The sequence below is a fragment of the Amycolatopsis oliviviridis genome (assembly GCF_014654365.1).
GTDB classification, from domain to species: Bacteria; Actinomycetota; Actinomycetes; order Mycobacteriales; family Pseudonocardiaceae; genus Amycolatopsis; species Amycolatopsis oliviviridis.
The window spans coordinates 467170-485085 of record NZ_BNAY01000001.1; the positions used below are offsets into that span (position 1 = coordinate 467170).

At 70.9% G+C, this 17916-nt stretch carries 18 protein-coding genes; 9 read left to right on the forward strand and 9 right to left on the reverse strand.

Annotated elements, in window-relative coordinates; all coding sequences use genetic code 11:
* Positions 1-54: 54 nt before the first annotated feature.
* Complete coding sequence (locus IE302_RS01700; protein ID WP_191251040.1) at positions 55-975, forward strand: NADP-dependent oxidoreductase; 921 nt, start codon at positions 55-57, stop codon at positions 973-975.
* A gap of 34 nt (positions 976-1009) precedes the next feature.
* Here the strand turns inward: IE302_RS01700 and IE302_RS01705 are convergent, their stop codons facing one another.
* Positions 1010-1243: a hypothetical protein gene (locus IE302_RS01705; RefSeq protein ID WP_191251042.1), complete on the reverse strand. Its 234-nt coding sequence runs from the start codon at positions 1241-1243 to the stop codon at positions 1010-1012.
* 113 nt (positions 1244-1356) lie between these two features.
* Between IE302_RS01705 and IE302_RS01710 the strand changes: the two genes are divergently transcribed.
* Positions 1357-2253, forward strand: a complete 897-nt coding sequence (locus tag IE302_RS01710; protein ID WP_191251044.1) for a MerR family transcriptional regulator — start codon at positions 1357-1359, stop codon at positions 2251-2253.
* Here the strand turns inward: IE302_RS01710 and IE302_RS01715 are convergent.
* From IE302_RS01715 to IE302_RS01730, 4 genes are read right to left on the reverse strand one after another with little or no spacing between them, the layout of a single operon-like run.
* Positions 2250-3227 (reverse strand): methyltransferase, encoded by a 978-nt coding sequence (locus IE302_RS01715; RefSeq protein ID WP_191251046.1) that lies wholly within the window; start codon positions 3225-3227, stop codon positions 2250-2252. The two genes, IE302_RS01710 and IE302_RS01715, sit on opposite strands and share 4 nt — an antisense overlap.
* 45 nt (positions 3228-3272) lie before the next feature.
* Positions 3273-4448, reverse strand: a complete 1176-nt coding sequence (locus IE302_RS01720) for a 4-hydroxybenzoate 3-monooxygenase (RefSeq protein ID WP_191251048.1) — start codon at positions 4446-4448, stop codon at positions 3273-3275.
* 32 nt (positions 4449-4480) lie between these two features.
* Positions 4481-5254 (reverse strand): IclR family transcriptional regulator, encoded by a 774-nt coding sequence (locus IE302_RS01725; RefSeq protein ID WP_191251049.1) that lies wholly within the window; start codon positions 5252-5254, stop codon positions 4481-4483.
* Positions 5255-5279: 25 nt separating this feature from the next.
* Positions 5280-6512, reverse strand: coding sequence for an SLC13 family permease (locus IE302_RS01730; RefSeq protein WP_191251051.1), 1233 nt, complete (start codon positions 6510-6512; stop codon positions 5280-5282).
* Between the two features lie 84 nt (positions 6513-6596).
* Between IE302_RS01730 and IE302_RS01735 the strand changes: the two genes are divergently transcribed.
* On the forward strand, positions 6597-7820 hold the full coding sequence (locus IE302_RS01735; RefSeq protein WP_191251053.1) for an FAD-binding protein: 1224 nt from the start codon (positions 6597-6599) through the stop codon (positions 7818-7820).
* A 207-nt stretch (positions 7821-8027) separates the two neighbouring features.
* Here the strand turns inward: IE302_RS01735 and IE302_RS01740 are convergent, their stop codons facing one another.
* Positions 8028-8378: a hypothetical protein gene (locus IE302_RS01740; RefSeq protein ID WP_191251055.1), complete on the reverse strand. Its 351-nt coding sequence runs from the start codon at positions 8376-8378 to the stop codon at positions 8028-8030.
* A gap of 111 nt (positions 8379-8489) precedes the next feature.
* On the opposite strand from IE302_RS01740, the gene IE302_RS01745 reads away from it, so the two are divergent.
* Positions 8490-9674 carry an aminotransferase-like domain-containing protein gene (locus IE302_RS01745; protein WP_229907547.1) on the forward strand — a complete coding sequence of 395 codons (1185 nt, stop codon included), beginning with the start codon at positions 8490-8492 and terminating at the stop codon, positions 9672-9674.
* On the opposite strand, the gene IE302_RS01750 is transcribed toward IE302_RS01745, so the two are convergent.
* Entirely contained in the window at positions 9671-10375 is a 705-nt protein-coding gene (locus tag IE302_RS01750; RefSeq protein ID WP_191253028.1) for a FadR/GntR family transcriptional regulator, read from the reverse strand. The genes IE302_RS01745 and IE302_RS01750 overlap by 4 nt on opposite strands.
* 160 nt (positions 10376-10535) lie before the next feature.
* Here IE302_RS01750 and IE302_RS01755 point away from each other — a divergent pair, with 160 nt between their 5' ends.
* Genes IE302_RS01755 through IE302_RS01770 form a run of 4 tightly spaced genes read left to right on the forward strand, consistent with a single transcriptional unit; the run spans position 10536 to position 15318 of the window.
* Positions 10536-11813 (forward strand): SLC13 family permease, encoded by a 1278-nt coding sequence (locus IE302_RS01755; protein WP_191251057.1) that lies wholly within the window; start codon positions 10536-10538, stop codon positions 11811-11813.
* Positions 11814-11824: 11 nt separating this feature from the next.
* Positions 11825-13249 (forward strand): acyl-CoA synthetase, encoded by a 1425-nt coding sequence (locus IE302_RS01760; protein ID WP_191251059.1) that lies wholly within the window; start codon positions 11825-11827, stop codon positions 13247-13249.
* Positions 13242-14498, forward strand: coding sequence for a carboxyl transferase domain-containing protein (locus tag IE302_RS01765; protein WP_191251061.1), 1257 nt, complete (start codon positions 13242-13244; stop codon positions 14496-14498). The genes IE302_RS01760 and IE302_RS01765 overlap by 8 nt, the downstream gene beginning before the upstream one ends.
* A gap of 10 nt (positions 14499-14508) precedes the next feature.
* Positions 14509-15318 carry an SGNH/GDSL hydrolase family protein gene (locus IE302_RS01770; RefSeq protein WP_191251063.1) on the forward strand — a complete coding sequence of 270 codons (810 nt, stop codon included), beginning with the start codon at positions 14509-14511 and terminating at the stop codon, positions 15316-15318.
* Here the strand turns inward: IE302_RS01770 and IE302_RS01775 are convergent.
* Complete coding sequence (locus tag IE302_RS01775; protein WP_229907548.1) at positions 15299-16249, reverse strand: helix-turn-helix domain-containing protein; 951 nt, start codon at positions 16247-16249, stop codon at positions 15299-15301. The two genes, IE302_RS01770 and IE302_RS01775, sit on opposite strands and share 20 nt — an antisense overlap.
* 101 nt (positions 16250-16350) lie before the next feature.
* Here IE302_RS01775 and IE302_RS01780 point away from each other — a divergent pair, with 101 nt between their 5' ends.
* On the forward strand, positions 16351-17352 hold the full coding sequence (locus IE302_RS01780) for a saccharopine dehydrogenase family protein (protein ID WP_191251065.1): 1002 nt from the start codon (positions 16351-16353) through the stop codon (positions 17350-17352).
* Here the strand turns inward: IE302_RS01780 and IE302_RS01785 are convergent.
* The gene (locus IE302_RS01785) at positions 17342-17839 is read right to left on the reverse strand and encodes a M15 family metallopeptidase domain-containing protein (RefSeq protein WP_191251066.1); all 498 of its coding nucleotides are present in this window, start codon (positions 17837-17839) and stop codon (positions 17342-17344) included. The two genes, IE302_RS01780 and IE302_RS01785, sit on opposite strands and share 11 nt — an antisense overlap.
* Between the last annotated feature and the right edge of the window lie 77 nt (positions 17840-17916).

Genomic DNA, 17916 nt, shown 5'->3' on the forward strand with positions numbered 1-17916 from the left:
AATGAGCGGTTTGACACATGGTTCGTCTCCGGCATGGACCCTACGGTCGAGTTCATGAAAGCCGCACGGATTCATCAGTACGGTGACGAGACCGTCATCCGGATCAAAGAGATCGCCCAGCCGTCACCCGCGGCGGGCCAGGTGCTGATCAAGGTCGCCGCCACCTCGTTCAACCCGACCGAAGTCGCCCTGCGCGCCGGTGTGCTCCGCGACCTGGTGCCGGTGGACCTGCCGCTCACGCTGGGCTGGGATGTCGCGGGCACGATCGTCGAACTCGGCGAAGGAGTGCACACGCACGCCGTCGGCGACCAGGTCATCGGCTGGATCGACGGCGCGGCCGCGGACTTCGCCGTGGCCGACGCCGCGACGATGGTCACCGCGCCCACCACCATCCCGCTCGCCGACGCGGCCGCCCTGCCACTCGCCGGATTGACGGCGTGGCAGGCGATCGAGCGGAGCGGACTCGCCGCCGGGGAACGGGTCCTGATCAACGGCGCGGGCGGCGGGATCGGCGGATTCGCCGTCCAGCTCGCCAAACACGCCGCGGCACAGGTGATCGCCACCGCCAGTCCACGCAGCGAGCACGCGGTCCGGCGACACGGCGCCGACCGGATCATCGACTACACCGCCACCTCCCTCGGTGACGCGCTCGACGATCAGGTCGACGTCCTCCTGAACCTCGTCGGCCTCGACCAGCGGCAGGCCGCGGCGCTGGTTCCGCTCGTACGACCCGGAGGCCGTCTCGTCTCGGTCACCAACGAGATCGAGGCACCACCCGCCGGCGGCGTGACCACGGCGCGCGTCGTGGTCCGCAACGACCCCGCCCAACTCGCCGGACTGGTGGCGTTGGTCGACAGCGGCGCGATGTCCGTCGAGGTGACCGAAAGCCACTCACTCCACGATCTCGCGTCCCTGCACCGCCGAAGCGAAACGGGCGACATCCGGGGCAAAGTCATCGTCGTCCCGTCGTCCTGAGCGCACGAGCGCGGGGAAGCCGGACTCAGGTCGGCTACAGCAACTCCAGGAAGACGCCGTCTTCAGCCTCGGTGCCACCGGGACCGTGGTCGCGGATGATGTCGACGATGTCGTCGAACAGCGTCGGTCCCTCGCCGCGCCGTGCGTTGTCGAGCCTGGTGCCGATGTGCGGCCGGGGCCGCGAGAACTCGCGGGCGAAGCCTTCGAAGTCGGAGAAGCGGGCCCCGTCGACGACGAGCACAGGAAGGTCGTCGCCGCGGCCGGTCATGCTTCCAGCATCGCACGACGGCGTCGTCCATGGCGCCGCTGTCGCCACCCCGGAGAAGGAGGTCTTCCTGTTGTCCTTGTATCTCCCCTGAGGGGAGGTGCGAAGGTGGCGGTATGGACGACTCCGGGTATTCGATCGGTGAGCTGGCCCGGAGGACCGGGCTGACGGTGAAGGCCATCCGCTTCTACTCCGATCGCGGCGTCGTGGCGCCGTCCGGCCGGACCGTGTCCGGTCACCGCCGCTACGGCACCGAGGCGCTCGCGCGGCTGGAGTTCGTCCGCACTTTGCGCGAGCTGGGCCTCGACCTGGCCACGATCCGCAAGGTGGCCGACAGCGAAGTCGCCCTTTCCGACGTCGCCGCGGCGCACCTCCAGGCGATGGAGGTCCAGATCCGGGTGCTGCGCCTGCGGCACGCGGTGCTGACAGCGGTGACCAAGCGCGGATCCACTCCCGAGGAGATGACTCTCATGCACCAGCTGGCCAAGCTGACCCAGGACGAACGCCGCCGCTTGATCGGCGACTTCCTCGCCACCACTTTCCGCGGGTTGGAGCATCCCGCATTCGCCGGGATCGCCCGGTCGATGACGCCCGAACTACCTGACGATCCCGAGGCCGAACAGGTCGAAGCCTGGGTGGAGCTGGCCGAGTTTTCCGAGGACCCGGACTTCCGTGCCCTCATGCGGCGTATCGCCGAACAGCACGACGCCGGCCGCACCGGCATCGGCGTGTGCCGGGACGCGGCCGCGGACATCCGCGACGCGGTCACCCCAGCCCTGGACGCCGGAATCGACCCGAGCTCATCGGAGGCCGCCCGGGTGGTGGCGGCTCTCAGTTCACGCCACGGTCCCGACCGTCTTCTGGCCTGGCTGGACATCGTCGGCGACTCTCGCCGGGAGCGGTATTTCGAGCTGCTCGCCGTGATCAACGGCTGGGCGGCTCCGGACAGCCTGGCGCCGGTGTCGCAGTGGCTTTCCGACGCTCTGCGTGCCCCCGCAAGGGTTGCCGGCTAGCCCGCGACCCGGAACTCGACCGCCGTTCGCTCATCCGAGACCTGCCGGGTGTCGTGGAGGACCAGTCCGCATTCGGCGCCCAGTTCCGCCAGTTCGCCGACCGTCCGTTCCCGGCCGGCGTAACACATCAGCATGAAGAGATCGGTCGCCGTGTCGGCGCCGCGTTCCCGGAGTAGTTCGAGCACGACGACGGCGCCGTCCGGTGCGGCGGCCCGGCGGCAGCCGGTCAGGATCGCGCGTGCGTGCGCGTCGTCCCAGTCGTGCAAGATGTCGGACAGAAGGTACGCGTCGGCGCCCGCGGGCAGCGGCTCAAAGAAGCTGCCGGTGACGGTGCCCGCGCGATCGCCGAGTCCCGCGTCGGCGAACCTGGCGGTGGCCGCCGCGGTCGCGGGCGCCAGATCCAGGACCCGGCCGCGGACGCCGGGGTGCGCCCGCAGGATCGCCGTGAGGATGGTGCCGTCGCCACCGCCGACGTCGACGACGTCCTGGAAACGGCTCCACTCGAACCGTTCGGCGACTTGCGGTGCCTCGCGGTGGATGCGCCAGGTCATCAGGTGGTCGAACGACCGTCGCAGCTCCGGATCGGCGTCGACGTCGGACCAGAAGTCGCGGCCGTAGCGTTCGATGTAGGCGGGTCTTCCGGTGGTGATCGTGCCGAGCAGGTCCACGAAAGCGAGTTCGGCGCGCCCACCGGCGGCGTTGATGTCCAGCAGGGGCCCGAAATCGGCGATCTGGGCGCCGAGCCGCGTGGGGTGGTAGCGGCCGGATTCCTCGTCGAGAGCGAAGACACCGACCGAGACCAGATGGTCGAGCAGACATTCCAGCGGCCCGGGGGAGGTCCCGGTTTCGGAAGCGAGATGCTCGGCCGTGGCTCCCTCGGCGCCCGCGCGCTCGGCCAAGCCGAGAGTCGCGGCCACCCGGATGGCCATCGGGGTGGCCAGGCCCGCCAGGTCCAGAATCGACGATTCGTCCATGGCGCCGAGGCTAGCCAGCGGCGCTCGAAAACCGGACCAGGCGAATCAGAACCCGATGGGCAGGCCCGCGTAGTTCTCCGCCAGTCCCGCCCGGCCCGCCTCGCTCCGCGCCAGCCACCTCAACTGTGAGAGCTGCAGCTGCCGGTCGAACGGATCGCCCGACCGGTGCAGCATCGTCGTCATCCACCACGAGAAATGCGTGCACCGCCAGACCCGGCGCAGCGCGGTGTCGGAGTAGACGTCGGCGAGCGTCGAATCCTTGTCCCGCACCAAAGCAGCCAGGGCGGGGGCGAGGAGGGCGACGTCGGCGACGGCGAGGTTGAGGCCTTTGGCGCCGGTGGGCGGCACGATATGGGCGGCGTCACCGGCGAGGAACAGGCGCCCGTGCCGCATGGGCTGCTGCACGAAACTGCGCATGGGCAGCACGCTCTTGTCGGTGATCGGCCCGGGCGTGAGTGTCCAGCCGTCCTGGCCGTGGCCGAGCCGGGTCGCGAGCGCTTCCCAGATCCGCTCGTCGGACCACGTGCCGATGTCGGTGCCGTTCGGTACTTGCAGATACAGGCGGCTGACGGTGGCCGAACGCATCGAATGCATGGCGAAACCGTCGGGATGCCAGGCGTAGATGAGCTCGTCGGTCGACGGGGCGACGTCGGCGAGGACGCCGAGCCACGAGTACGGGTACGTGCGTTCCCAAGTCTGCTTCGCGGCGTCGGGAATCGCGGTGCGGCAAGGCCCGAAGGAGCCGTCGCAGCCGACGACGACGTCGGCGTCCAGCCGGTGAGGTGTGCCGTCCGGGCCGGTGAAGGTGACGTACGGCTTGTCGGTCTCGATGTCGTGCACGGCGGTCTCGGTGACCTCGTAGTGGATCTGCTGTCCGGCCGCCGCCCGTGCCTTGCCGAGGTCCTTGGTCACCTCGGTCTGGCCGTACACGGTGACGCTCCGCCCGACCAGGTCGACGAAATCGAGATGGTGCCTTTCTTCCGGCCATTGCAGATAGATGCCGCGGTGTTCGTCGCCCTCGCGGTCGAGCCGGTCGGCGAGGCCCGCCTCACGCAGAAGGTCCACTGTGGACTGTTCGAGAATGCCCGCGCGGATCCGCGCCTCGACGTACTCGCGCGAGCGGGTCTCCACGATCACCGATTCGACCCCTGCCAGATCGAGCAGATGCGACAGGAGCAGTCCGGCCGGGCCGGCGCCGACGATGGCGACTGGGGTTCGCATGACCGGAGTCTGGTCGCGCCTCCGCCGAACTCCTAGCGTTCGCTTCCGCTCAGTGAAACCCGCAGGCTCCGCCCGATTCCGGCCGCGGCCACCTGGAGCGCGGAGACCAGCCGCGCCCGGCCGCGGCTGAGATCCGGGACGACCAGGCCGAGCGCCGCGACGACGTCACCGGCGGCGGACGCGCGGATCGGGACGGCGACCGAACAGGCGCCTTGGCTCATCTCCTCGACGGTCTGCGCGTACCCCTCGCGCCGGACCCGCCGCAACTGCTCGCGCAGCCGCCCGGGCTGCGTGATGGTGTACGGCGTGACGCGGGTGAGCGAGGCGAGCACCTGCCGCTGGACGTCCTCCGGAGCCCAGGCGAGCAGGACCTTCCCGACGCCGGTGGCGTGCAGCGGCAACCGCCCGCCGATCCGGCTGACCACCGGTACGGACGCGTTCCCGGACAGCCGGTCGAGGTAGAGCACCTGGCCGCCGTCCCGTTCGCCGAGATGCACGGTGGCACCGGTCGCGCCGTAGAGATCCTGGAGGAAGGGCGCGGCGACCTGGCGCAGTTCGAACTGGACGGGGGCGAGCAGGCCGAGATCCCACAGACGCCTGCCGATGGCGTAGCGATCCTCGCGCCGCTCCAGCGCGCCCAGGCCCACGAGCTCGCGCGCGAGCCGGTGCGCGGTGGGCAGCGGCAGACCGGCGCGGCTCGCGAGCTCGGTCAGCGACAGCTCGCGATGGTCGACGTCGAACGCGCCGAGCACCGCGAACGCCCGCGACGTGACGCTGGCGCCCGGCGTCGAGAGATTCCCGGACATCCGGTCATTCTCTCACTGAGTGGAATCAATGCAGGACGGCGAGGCCGAGCCACAGCCCGGCGACGGCGAGCACGATGGACGCCGGGACGGTGAGCAGCCCGAGCCGGGTGAATTCGCCCAGATCGGGCCGGGTGTCGTGCCGGTGCAGGATCCGCCGCCACAGCAGCGTCGCCAGCGAGCCGACGTAGGTGAGGTTCGGTCCGAGGTTGACCCCGATCAGCACGGCCAGCACCACCGGTGTCCCGCCCGCGGTGGCCAGCGGCAGCAGCACGAGCACCGCGGGCAGGTTGTTGATCAGGTTGGCGAGCACGGCCGCCACCGCGGCGGCGCCGAGCAGGGCGAGGAACGAACTGGAGGTCGGCACCAGATGGCTGAGCGCCTCGTCCAGGCCGTTGTCGACGACGGCGCGGACCACGATCGCCAGCGCGAGGACGAACGCGAGGAACGGGATGCTCGCCGACCGGACGATCGCGGCGGGGGAGGTCCGGCGCTGGGCGAGGGCACGGCAGGCCAGGACGGCGGCGCCGGCGAACGCGGCCCACGCGGGGCTGACGTCCAGCAGTGAGGTCACCACGAACCCGGCCAGCGTCAGGCCGAGAACGACCAGGACGAACGCCGGGACCTTCCCGGCCGGGACCGTCTTGCCGCCGCGCGGCCGGGCCGCCAGATCGGTGGCGAAGAAGCGGCGGAACACGAGGTACTCGGTGAGCACCGCCGCGAGCCACGGCAAGGTCATCAGCGCGGTGAACCGAAGGAACGAGATCCCGGTCGCGGCGACGGCGAGCAGGTTGGTCAGATTGGACACCGGCAGCAGCAACGACGCCGAGTTCGCCAGATGCGTGCAGGCGTAGGCGTGCGGTTTGGCCCGCGCGCCCATCCGCGCGGCGGTGGCGAACACGACCGGTGTCAGCAGGACGACGGTGGCGTCCAGGCTGAGCACCACGGTGACCGCCGCGGCGACCACGAACACCGCGGGCAGCAGCCGTCGCGGCTTCCCCCGGCTGAACCGGGCCATGAGCGTCCCCGCCGCCTGGAACAGCCCTTCGTCGTCGCACAGTTTGGCCAGCACGAGCACCGCGGCGAGGAAGCCGACGACGGGCGCGAGCCTGGCGACCTCGTCGACCGCGTCGGGGAAGGAGATCGCCCCGGCCGCCAGCACGATCCCGGCGGCGGGGACGGCGGCGACCGCCTCCGGCAGGCCGCGTGGCCGGATCACCGCGAAGGCCAGGACGACCAGCAAGAGCGCGATGGACACCATCTCGCCGGGAATGCCCGTCAGGGGAATCCTCCTCCGTAGGAAGCCTTGGTGTTAAGCCGACCTCGGCAATCTAAGCTGGGCCTGGTGCGTGAGACGAACTGGGCGGGTAATCAGATCTTCACCGCGGAGCGGCTCCTCCGTCCGCGCACGATCGAGCAGGTTCAGGAGGCGGTCGCCGGAGCGAGCGCGGTCAAGGCGCTCGGAAGCCGGCATTGCTTCAACGACATCGCGGACTGTCCCGGCGGTGTCCAGCTCGACCTGTCCGAACTCGACGTCGAGACCGAACTGGACGCCGGTTCCGCGACGGTCACGGTGCCGGCGGCGGCGCGGTACGGCGACATCGCCGTCCAGGTGCACGAGGCCGGGTTCGCGCTGGCCAACCTCGCTTCGCTGCCTCACTGCACGGTGGCGGGCACGGTCGCGACGGCGACCCACGGTTCCGGGCTGCGCAACCAGAGCCTCGCGTCGGCCGTGTCCGGGTTGGAGCTGGTGACCGCGGACGGCGAGACGCGGACCTACGAGCGGCACGACGGCGTGGTCGTCGGCCTCGGTGCGCTGGGCGTGGTGACCCGGCTGACCCTCGACCTGGTGCCGTCCTTCGAGCTCCGCCAGGACGTCTTCGACGGCCTGCCCTGGGAGTCGGCCTACGAGCACTTCGAGGAGATCCAGTCCGCCGGCTACAGCGTCAGCATGTTCACGAACTGGGCCCGCGACACGATCGACCAGGTCTGGATCAAGGGAACGGGACAGCCGGACGCGGACTTCTTCGGTGCGCGGGCGGCGGACGGACCGCGGCATCCGGCCCACGCGGCGGGCATCCGGGCGGACAACTGCACGCGGCAGCTCGGGGTCCCGGGACCCTGGCACGAACGGATCCCGCATTTCCGCCTGGACTTCACGCCCAGCATCGGGAACGAGCTGCAGACCGAGTACTTCGTGCCCGTGCGGCACGCGGTCGCCGCGATGGAGGCGCTGCGCGGCATCGGGCACCGGCTGGCGCCCGTGGTGCTCACCTCGGAGATCCGGACGGTCGCGGGGGACGAGCTGTGGCTGAGCCCGTTCCACGGCGGCGACCGGATGGCCCTGCATTTCACCTGGCTGCCGGACGAGGACGCCGTCCGCGGGCTGCTGCCCGTCATCGAGGAACGCCTGGCGCCCTTCGGGGTTCGCCCGCACTGGGGAAAGCTCTTCCACCACGCCGCGGACTACCCGAAGCTGGCCGATTTCCGGGCGCTGGCCGACGAACTGGACCCGGACGGGAAGTTCCGGAGCCCGTTCGTGCGGCGCCACGTCTTCGGAGAGCTTTGAATGCGGCGGGGCAGAGCCGGGGACGGGGTGAAGGGGCCCTTCACCGCGTGAGACGAAGGGAAAGCGTCCTTCGGCCCCGGGACCGAGCCGCGGCGGCCGGCCCAAATCCGTGAAGGCCCCCTTCCCGCGGCTCAGCCGAGGGAAGGGGGCCTTCACGCGCATCGCGGCGCGAGGTGGCGCAAGTAGAGGACGTTCTGTTAGGACCCCCTAGTCCGACTGCGACCACGCGGCGACGGGCAGTGAGAGGTACACGCCGACGTCGTCGATCCCGGTCGCCGATTCGATGCTCGTGCGCAGCAGGTCCACCCGCTCCTGGCGGTTGTCCGCCCGGCTCGGGAACCACTTCGACCGGACCTCGACCAGAAGGTCCAGTCCGAAGCGGTCGAACGGTCCCGGCTGCCGGAAGCGCAACTCCACGTCGCCTGGTTGAAGGTCACCGTCGTAGGGCTCCTCGGGGCATTCCACCGCGACGGACACGAGATGCGGCAAAACCGAACCCAGCTCACGCAGCTTGGCTTCGGGAAGTTCGGGGGAGTAGGTGATTTCCACGAGAGGCACGACACCAGCTTAGGGCAGGCGCGAACTGCTATCGTGGCGGTAGTTGCTTGCTCGCGCGGGAAGATCCCCGGCTGCTGCACTGGGGCCGCACGTTTCTCCCGAGGAGCTTCCATGTCTCTTCCCCTTGCCCGTCGTATGGACGGTGTCACCAGTTCTCCCGTGCGCGACCTGCTCGCGCTCACCGCCCGCCCGGGCGTGATCTCCTTCGCCGGCGGCATGCCCGCGCCGGAACTGTTCGATGTGGACGGCCTCCGTGCCGCCTTCGACCGCGCGCTCGACGGCGAGCCCGGCCGCCGCGCACTGCAATACTCGCCAACCGAGGGGAATCCGCGGTTGCGTGGGCTGCTCGCGGACCGGCTGTCCGATCGCGGGCTCCCGACCACTGTGGACGATCTGCTGATCACCACGGGTTCCCAGCAGGGCCTGCAATTGCTGAGTACCGCGTTGCTCGATCCCGGCGCCACCGTGCTGGTCGAGGAACCGGTGTACCTGTCCGCGTTGCAGTGCTTCCAGCTCGCCGAGGCGAGGATCGTGCCCGTTCCCGGTGACGCGGAAGGGATCGACCCGGCCGCCTTGGACGAGATCGCGGCCAGGGAACGGCCCGCGCTGCTGTACCTCGTCCCGACGTTCTCGAATCCGTCCGGCCGCACGATCAGCCCCGATCGACGTCGTGCGCTCGCGGAAGTCATCGCGCGCCACGGTTTCTGGCTCGTGGAGGACGATCCGTACCACGAGCTGCGGTATCGCGGTGAACGCGAAGAGCCGATGTCGGCCCATCCGGAACTCGCCGAGCGCGCGATCTACCTCGGCAGCTTCTCGAAGGTGATCGCCCCGGGGATGCGGCTGGGCTGGCTCCGCGCGCCGGCCGAACTCCTGCGCCGCGTCGCGATCCTCAAGCAGGCGAACGATCTGCACACCTCGACCGTCGATCAGGCGGCCGCGGCCGAGTACCTGGCCGCCGCGGATCTCGATACGCACGTCCGGACACTGTGCGCGACCTACCGGCTGCGCCGGGACGCGATGCTGGCCGAACTGCCCGCGATCACACCGTCCGGGACCACCTGGACCGACCCTGACGGCGGGATGTTCGTCTGGGTCACCCTTCCCGGCGGGGCGGACACGGATCTGCTGCTTCCCGAGGCGTTGCGCCATGACGTCGCCTTCGTGCCCGGTTCGGCGTTCCAGGTGGGGGAGCCGGACCGGTCGGCGTTACGGCTCTCGTTCGCCACGCACGCGCCGGAGACGATCGCCGAAGGATTGCGGCGGCTGGGAAAGGCCCTGTCCGCGTCGGTCTAGTCGGTCTGCGGGTCCCAGGTCAGCAGGCGGACCTTGCTGACGGTCTGGACGTGCCGTCGCATCGCGTTCGCGGCCGCCTTCGGATCGCCGTCGCGGATGGCGTCGGCGATCTTCTGGTGCTGGCCCAGCGATCGCGACGGCCGTCCGGGCTGCCGCAGCGACTCGTTGCGGCTTTCCGCGATCTGCGCGTCGATCGAGCGCATGAACTCGGCGAGGAGGCTGTTGTTCGCGGCGGCGGTGATCGCTTCGTGGAACCGGCGGTCACCTTCGGCGCCGTGCCCGCCGTCGGCGATCTCGGCCGCCATGTGCGCGAGCGCGGAGTCGATCGCGGCGAGATCGGTGTCGGATCGGCGCAGCGCGGCCAGTTCCGCGAGCTTGGTCTCCATCGCCTCGCGGGCTTCGAGTACTTCCGGAAGCCGTCTGCGGCGGGCCACGAGTTCGTCGACCGGTTCTACGTCGAGGTGATCGTTGCGCAGGTACGTGCCGCCACCGTGACGGGACTCGAGCAGCCCTTGGACCTCCAGCACGACGATCGCCTGCTTGATCGAGGCGCGGCTGACCCCGAGCCGCTCGGCGAGATCGCGTTCGCTCGGGAGCTTGTCGCCCGCGTGCAGGCCGGACTCTTCGACGTGCGCCTTGATCCGCTCGACGACCTGCTCGTAGAGCTTCGCCCGGTTCAACCGGCTCAACGCCTCCGGCACGCGATCCCCCTCGCTGACCCTGGACAAGTGGCTCAGCCAATTTACCACTCATGGGTTGACAGGTGGTCGCCGTCACAGGGAAAGTGGCTCAGCCACTAGTCCAGTGAGCCATCAGTTCGTCCGGCCGCTAGCCAGGGCCCCGCCGTCAAGGAGGACGGTCATGTCCGCCCAGCTGATCTCGATCCTCGTCCTCGTGGTGATCTTCGCGCTCGCCACGACCCGCTCGATCAACATGGGGGCGCTCGCCTTCGCCGGTGCGTTCCTCGTCGGCACCCTCGCCGGTGGCCTGGACACCGATGGCATCTTCGCCGGATTCCCGGGCGACATCTTCGTGGTGCTGGTGGGGGTCACCTATCTGTTCGCCATCGCCAGGGCCAACGGCACCACCGACTGGCTGGTGGCCGCGGCCGTCCGGCTGGTCGGCGGCCGGATCGCGCTCATCCCGTGGGTGATGTTCGTGGTCACCGGCGCGCTGACCGCGATCGGCGCGGTGAGCCCGGCGGCCTGCGCGATCGTCGCGCCGATCGCGCTCGGGTTCGCCGCCCGCTACAAGATCAGTCCGCTGCTCATGGGCGCGATGGTGGTGCACGGCGCGCAGGGCGGCGGGTTCTCGCCGATCAGCGTCTACGGCTCGATCGTCAACGGGATCGTCGAGCGCAACCATCTCGCGGGCAGCCCCGGCGTGCTGTTCTTCGCGAGCCTGGGCATGAACCTCGCCATCGCGGGCGTCCTCTTCGTCGTCCTCGGCGGCACCAAACTGCGGCGCCGCCAGCTCGTCACGGCGGGCGCCGGTGGTCCGGAGACCGACGAGGAACCGCTGCCGCACGAGCAGCGTATTCCCTTGGACGGCCCCAAGATCGTGACGCTGACCGGTCTGGTCGCGCTCGTCGTCGGCACCCTGGTGTTCGACCTCGATCCGGGCCTGACCGCGATCACCGTCGCCGTCCTGCTGAGCGTCGCGTGGCCCAAGACCAGCCGGTCCGCGGTCTCCGAGATCACCTGGCCGACCGTCCTGCTGATCTGCGGTGTGCTGACCTACGTGGCGGTGCTGAAGGAGATCGGCACGATCGACTACGTCGGCAACGCGGTCACCACCGTGGGGATCCCGCTGCTCGCGGCGCTCCTGCTCTGTTACATCGGCGGCATCGTGTCCGCGTTCGCGTCGTCGGTCGGGCTGATGGGCGCGCTCATCCCGCTCGCCGTGCCGTTCCTGGCGCAGGGCACGATCGGGCCGGTCGGCATGATCGCCGCGCTCGCGGTCTCGGCGACGATGGTGGACGTCAGCCCGTTCTCCACCAACGGCGCGCTCGTCCTCGCCAACGCGAAGGACGTCGACCGCGACAAGTTCTTCAAACAGCTTCTCGTCTACGGGGCGCTCGTGGTGGCCGTCGTGCCGCTGATCGCCTGGCTCGTGTTCGTCGTGCCCAACTGGGGCTGAGGAGGAGATCCATGCTGTCCGGACTGACCACCGGGAACGACCGCGTCGCCCTGCGGTTCGGTGCCGAATCCCTGACCTACGGCGAACTCGCGTCCGTCACGGGTCCGATCGCCGCCGGGCTGGCCGGCCGGACTCGGGTCGCGGTGTGGGCGACGCCGACCCTCCGGACCTGCGTCGCGATCGTCGCCGCGCTGACCGCCGGGATTCCGGTGGTACCGATCAACCCGAAGGCCGGATCGCGCGAACTGGCGCATATCGTCGCCGACAGCGCGCCCGATCTGGTGCTGGCCGAACCGGACGCGGCGCTGCCGCCGGAACTCGACGTGCTGCCGCGGCTTCCGGTGGAGTCGGACGTCTCGGGCACGCCGTGGCGAGGCGACGAGCCGGATCCGGAGACCCCGGCGTTCGTCATCTACACCTCCGGGACCACCGGGCCGCCCAAGGGTGTCCTGCTCCCGCGCCGCGCGGTGGCGTCGAACCTCGACGCGCTCGCGGAGATCTGGGGCTGGACCGGCGCCGACGTCCTCGTCCACGCGCTGCCGCTCTTCCACGTGCACGGGCTGATCCTGGGCGTGGTCGGCCCGCTGCGGCGGGGCGGATCGCTCTGCCACCTCGGCCGGTTCTCCAGTGAGGCGGCCGCGAAGGAACTCGCGGGGGAGGGCACGATGCTCTTCGGCGTCCCGACGATGTACCACCGGCTGGCGGCCGACTGCGAAGCCGATCCCGCGCTGGCCGCCGGGGTGGGCGCGGCCCGGCTGCTCGTTTCGGGTTCCGCGGCCCTGCCCGCCACCGACCACGAGCGGATCACCGCCGCGACCGGGCAGCGGGTCGTCGAGCGCTACGGCATGACCGAGACGCTGATGAACTGCGGTGTCCGTGCCACCGGGGACCGGCGGCCCGGTGCGGTCGGCCCGCCGCTGCCCGGTGTCGACCTGCGGCTGGTCGACGACGACGGCGTGCCGTTCGAAGCCGTCGACGGCGAAACGGTGGGGGAGATCGAGGTCCGCGGCCCGAATCTGTTCCTCGGGTACCTGAACCGGCCGGACGCCACCGAGGCCGCGCTGCGAGACGGCTGGTTCCGGACCGGGGACATGGCCGTCCGGGACGCGGACGGCTACGTGCGGATCGTGGGCCGCCGCGCCACCGACCTGATCAAGAGCGGCGGGTACAAGATCGGCGCGGGCGAGATCGAGAACGCGCTCCTGGACCATCCTGGGGTGGCCGAGGCGGCCGTCACCGGGGAACCGGACGACGACCTCGGCGAGCGCATCGTCGCCTGGATCGTCCCCGCCGAGGTCAAGCCGACGGCGGACGAACTCGCCGATCACGTCGCGAGCCTGTTGTCGCCGCACAAACGGCCGCGGGTGGTCCACTATCTGGAAGCGTTGCCCCGCAACGAGATGGGCAAGGTCCTCAAGCGGGCGCTCCATGGCTGACCCGCTCGGCTGGGACGGCTACGCCGCCTCTTTGGCCCGGGCGAGGCAACGCACGGGCACGGCCGAGGCGGTCGTCTGCGAACGCGCGAAGTTCGGCGTCCACGAGGTCGTGGTGATCCGGTTCGAGTTCGGCTTCCTCGGCGGCTCGGTCGGCACCGGGACCGGCGCGCTGATCGAGGGGGCGCTCGATCAGGCCCGCAAGCTCCGCTTGCCCGTCGTCTCGCTGCTGTCCACGGGCGGGACCCGGATGCAGGAGGGCGTTCCCGCCCTGCGGCAACTGCAGCGGATCGCCCGGGGTTTGGCACTGCTGCGTGGAGAAGGGCTGCCGCACATCACCGTCGCACGGCATCCGACGACCGGTGGCGTGTGGGCGTCCCTCGGCGCGGACGCGGACGTCGTCCTGGCGGTGCACGGCGCCCAGATCGGGTTCGCCGGGCGCCGCGTGCGGGAGGAGCGCTACGCCGACGATCCCGCGTACACGGCGGAAAACCAGTACGCGGCCGGGTATGTCGACGAACTGGTGACCGAGGACGCGCTCGACGGCAGGCTGGAGGCGTGGCTCGGTCTTCTGACCGGTGGCGCCCGGAACCGTCCGGCGGACCTGCCCCGGGCACTCGGCGCGCTCGACTCCGCGCGCGACGGCTGGCACGCCGTCCAGCGTGCCCGGTCGGCGGCCCGGCCTCACGCGGGCGCTTATCTCGACGACTACTTCGACACCCGCGTCACCCTCCGCGGCGGCATCGACGACGGCGTCCTCTGCGGGATCGGGAGCCGGGGAGGACGGCCGATCGCGTACGCGGCGCAGACCGGGACCGCGACCACACCCGGCGGCTTCCGGACGGCGACCCGGCTGATCCGCCTCGGCGACCGGCTCGGACTGCCGGTGCTGACACTCGTCGACACCCCGGGAGCGGCCGCCGATCCGGCCGCGGAGGCGGCCGGGGCCGGGAACGCGATCGCCGAACTGTTCGGCGCGGTCGCGGCGGCGGACGTGCCGATCACGACGCTGGTGATCGGTGAGGGCGGTTCGGGAGGCGCGCTGGCCTTCTGTTCCGCGGACCGCGTCTGGATCGCCCCGGACGCCTGTTTCTCCGTCATCGCCCCGGAACTGGCGGCCAGGATCCTCAAACTGGGGCCCGAAGAGATCCCCGCGCTCGCCGGAAAGCTGAAGCCACGCCCCGAAGATCTGCTCGGCCTCGGTGTCGTCGACGGCATCGCGGGATCGGAACCGGTTTCCTTCGTGAGATAAGGGGTTCGAAATGCTCAAGCGAATACTCGTCGCAGCCACGCTCGCCCTCCTGATCGCCCCACCGGCCCAAGCCGGCGAAGCCGCCCGCTATGTCGCGATGGGCAGTTCGTTCGCGGCGGGACCGGGAATCCCGCCGCAGCAGCCGGGGACACCGGCCGCGTGCGGACGTTCGGCGAAGAACTACGCGAGCCTCGTCGCCGCGAGACGCGGGCTCGCCCTCACCGACGTCACCTGCAGCGGCGCGACCACCGCGAACATCCTCACCACCGGACAGGCCGGTCAGCCACCGCAGATCGAGGCCGTCACGCCGGACACCCGGCTCGTGACGGTCACCATCGGCGGCAACGACGTCGGCTACGTCGGCAGCCTGTTCACCTACGGCTGCCAGAACACCGGCGGCGCGAACTGCGGCCAGGTCGATCAGAACGCCGTCCGCGCGGCGCTCAGCACCGTGCATCAGAAGATCGGCGCCGTCGTCGCCGCGGTCCACCAGCGTGCACCGCGGGCACGGGTGCTGGTCGCCGACTACCTGACGATCGTCCCGCGCACCCGGCCCGCTTGTGACGGCGTGCCGCTCACCCCGGAGCAGCTGGCGTTCGAAAACGAGGTCGCGGACCGGCTCGCCGCGGCGACCCGGCGGGCGGCCCGCGAGGAGCGAGCCACGCTGGTCCCGGCGGCCGCCGCCAGCGCGAACCACGACGGCTGCGCGACCGTTCCCTGGATGGAGCGGTACTCGACCGCTCAGGGACGGGTGCCGTACCACCCGAACGAAGCCGGGATGGCGGCCGTCGCGAGCCTGGTCACGGCAAGGATTCCGTAGCCGCGCGGAAGGTGCGGCGGTAGCTGTCCGGCGGTACCCCGACGGTCCGGTTGAAATGCCGCCGCAAGGTGGCGGCGCTGCCCATCCCGGTGGCCTCCGCGATCAGGTCGACGCTGTCGTCGGTGCGCTCCAGGAGTTCCTGCGCCCGGCGGATGCGCTGGTTCAGCAGCCAGCGCAGCGGGGTGGTCCCGGTCGCCGACCGGAAGTGCCGGGCCAGGTTGCGGGAACTCATGTTGGCGCGCCGGGCGAGGTCCTCGACGGTCAGCGGCCGGTCCAGCCGTTCGGTGATCCAGGGGAGCAGACCGCCGAGCGGATGGTCGTCCTGCTCGGGCACCGGGGCGGTGACGAACTGGGCCTGCCCGCCCGCGCGGTGCGGCGGGACGACCAGGCGGCGGGCGACGGTGTTCGCGACCGCCGAGCCGTGGTCGGAGCGGACCAGATGCAGGCACAGGTCCATCGCGGCGGCCTTGCCCGCCGAGGTGAGCACGCTGCCGTTGTCGACGTAGAGGACGTCCGGATCGACCTCGACCAGCGGATGGCGGGCGGCGAGGACGTCGGTGTGCGCCCAGTGCGTGGTCGCGCGGCGGCCGTCGAGCAGACCGGCGGCCGCCAGCACGAACGCGCCCGTGCAGAGGGACGCCACCCGCGCGCCGGCTTCATGGGCGGCGCGGACGGCGTCGACGAGGTCGGCGGGCGGATCGACGTCGATGTCCGCCCAGCCTGGGACGATGACGGTGTCCGCGCGCGCGAGATGGCCGAGCCCGTGATCCGGTTCGAGGAGGAACCGGCCGACCTTCACCGGCGCCGGACCGCAGACACTGAGTTCGTACCGGGAACCGAATCCCGGCAAGGGCGAGCCGAAGACCTCCTGGGCGATGGCCAGCTCGAACTGGAGCATCCCGTCCGTGGCGGCGAGGGCGACCGTACTCATGTCCGAAAGTGTACGCATGATGGCGTTCCGGACACTGTCGGCGGACGTGTCCCGTCGCCAGGATGGTCCACAGTGGATCGGTCGAGGACAGGGAGAACCCCATGGGTACGTACGACGTCGCGGTGTTCGGGGCCTACGGGCACACCGGGCGGTTCGTGGTGGAGGAGTTGCGCGCGCGAGGCTTGGGCGTGCTGGCCGTGGGCCGCGACGAGGCCAAACTCCGCGCTCTGCCCTGGGCGGACCTGGAGATCCGCCAGGCGTCGGTCGACGATCCGGCGTCCCTCGATCGTGCCTTCGCGGGCGCGGACGCGGTGATCAACGCCGCCGGTCCGTTCGCCGGCACCGCCGCGCCGGTGATCGAAGCGGCGCTGCGGGCGGGTGTCCCGTACCTGGACGTTGCCGCGGAGCTCGAAGCGAACATGGACACCTTCGCGCGATTCGGCGACCGGGCGGCGAGCGCGACGGTGATCCCGGCGATGGCGTTCTTCGGCGGCCTCGGCGACCTGATGGTCACCGCCGCCATGGGCGACTGGACGTCCGCCGACGAAGCGCACATCGCCTATGGGCTGAGCAGCTGGCACCCGACGGAAGGGACCCGTGCGGCGGGCAAGGTCTCGCGGGAGCGGCGGAGCGGGAAGCGGATCCGGTTCTCCGGCGGCCGGATCGAACACCGCGACGACGCGCTGCCGGAGTCGGACTGGGATTTCCCCGCGCCGCTGGGGACCCGCGCCGTGCTCGGCGAGTTCTCGATGGCCGACGTCGTCACCGTCCCGAGTCATCTCGACATTCCCGAAGTGGTCACGTACATGACCACGAACGCGGCCCGCGAGGTGGTGACACCCGAGACGCCGGCGCCTCCCGCGGACGGCCCGTCCGCGCAGACGTTCGTGGTCGACGTCGTCGTGCGGTCCGGTGGCGAGGAGCGGCGGATCGTCGCACAGGGGCAGGACATCTACGCGATCACCGCGCCGCTCGTGGTGGAGGCGGTCCAGCGGGTGCTCGACGGGCGGACCAAGGCGACCGGGGTCGTCTCGGCGGGGGAGGTCTTCGACGCGGCCGACTTCCTGGCGGCGCTGGCCCCGCGGGTGACCGTCACCGGGTGACCTCCGCCTGCCAGCCGGGGTGGGGCAGCCGTGCGGGCGGAACCGCGCCGGGCCGGTACTCGAAGTGCCACCATTCGTTGTCGTAGATCCGGTAGAGCGCGAAGCGGGCGCCGTGGTCTTCCAGCCACTGCGCGCCTTCGCGCGGCCGGATGTCCAGCGCGGTACCCCGGACGTGCGCGGAATCCTTCGGCGGCAGGACACGCTTCCCGGTCTCCACGAGGAACAGACGGTGCTGCTCGGCGGCGTCGCGATGGCCCGAGGTGACGCCGAGCAGGGTGCGGTGCCGCCAGAACGCCTCGGTCCTCGCGGCGGTGAACGCGGCCAGGGTCCCGCCGGTGAGCCCGGCGAGGTCCTCGGCCGGGAATCGCAGCGACAGCGCCCATCCGCAGGCCAGTCGCCGGGCGTCGCGGGGTGACCGCAGCCACGCCGGGATCAGCAGCAGTACCGCGAGGACGCGGGTGACCATCGCGAAAACGAGTTCTTTCATACCGTCCACAGTCGACGCCGCTTGTCCCGGCCCGATCGTGACGATGTGCGCGGACAACGAGGAAAACGTCACCGTTC

Bases quoted from the DNA above. Each gene is read 5' to 3' on its own strand.
- IE302_RS01700 (WP_191251040.1), top strand. From the start codon at position 55: ATGAAAGCCGCACGGATTCATCAGTACGGTGACGAGACCGTCATCCGG.
- IE302_RS01730 (WP_191251051.1), bottom strand. From the start codon at position 6,512: ATGGTGTCCATCGCGCTCTTGCTGGTCGTCCTGGCCTTCGCGGTGATC.
- IE302_RS01745 (WP_229907547.1), top strand. From the start codon at position 8,490: ATGTCTCTTCCCCTTGCCCGTCGTATGGACGGTGTCACCAGTTCTCCC.
- IE302_RS01765 (WP_191251061.1), top strand. From the start codon at position 13,242: ATGGCTGACCCGCTCGGCTGGGACGGCTACGCCGCCTCTTTGGCCCGG.
- IE302_RS01760 (WP_191251059.1), top strand. From the start codon at position 11,825: ATGCTGTCCGGACTGACCACCGGGAACGACCGCGTCGCCCTGCGGTTC.
- IE302_RS01720 (WP_191251048.1), bottom strand. From the start codon at position 4,448: ATGCGAACCCCAGTCGCCATCGTCGGCGCCGGCCCGGCCGGACTGCTC.
- IE302_RS01705 (WP_191251042.1), bottom strand. From the start codon at position 1,243: ATGACCGGCCGCGGCGACGACCTTCCTGTGCTCGTCGTCGACGGGGCC.
- IE302_RS01785 (WP_191251066.1), bottom strand. From the start codon at position 17,839: ATGAAAGAACTCGTTTTCGCGATGGTCACCCGCGTCCTCGCGGTACTG.
- IE302_RS01770 (WP_191251063.1), top strand. From the start codon at position 14,509: ATGCTCAAGCGAATACTCGTCGCAGCCACGCTCGCCCTCCTGATCGCC.
- IE302_RS01755 (WP_191251057.1), top strand. From the start codon at position 10,536: ATGTCCGCCCAGCTGATCTCGATCCTCGTCCTCGTGGTGATCTTCGCG.
- IE302_RS01780 (WP_191251065.1), top strand. From the start codon at position 16,351: ATGGGTACGTACGACGTCGCGGTGTTCGGGGCCTACGGGCACACCGGG.
- IE302_RS01775 (WP_229907548.1), bottom strand. From the start codon at position 16,249: ATGAGTACGGTCGCCCTCGCCGCCACGGACGGGATGCTCCAGTTCGAG.
- IE302_RS01715 (WP_191251046.1), bottom strand. From the start codon at position 3,227: ATGGACGAATCGTCGATTCTGGACCTGGCGGGCCTGGCCACCCCGATG.
- IE302_RS01710 (WP_191251044.1), top strand. From the start codon at position 1,357: ATGGACGACTCCGGGTATTCGATCGGTGAGCTGGCCCGGAGGACCGGG.
- IE302_RS01725 (WP_191251049.1), bottom strand. From the start codon at position 5,254: ATGTCCGGGAATCTCTCGACGCCGGGCGCCAGCGTCACGTCGCGGGCG.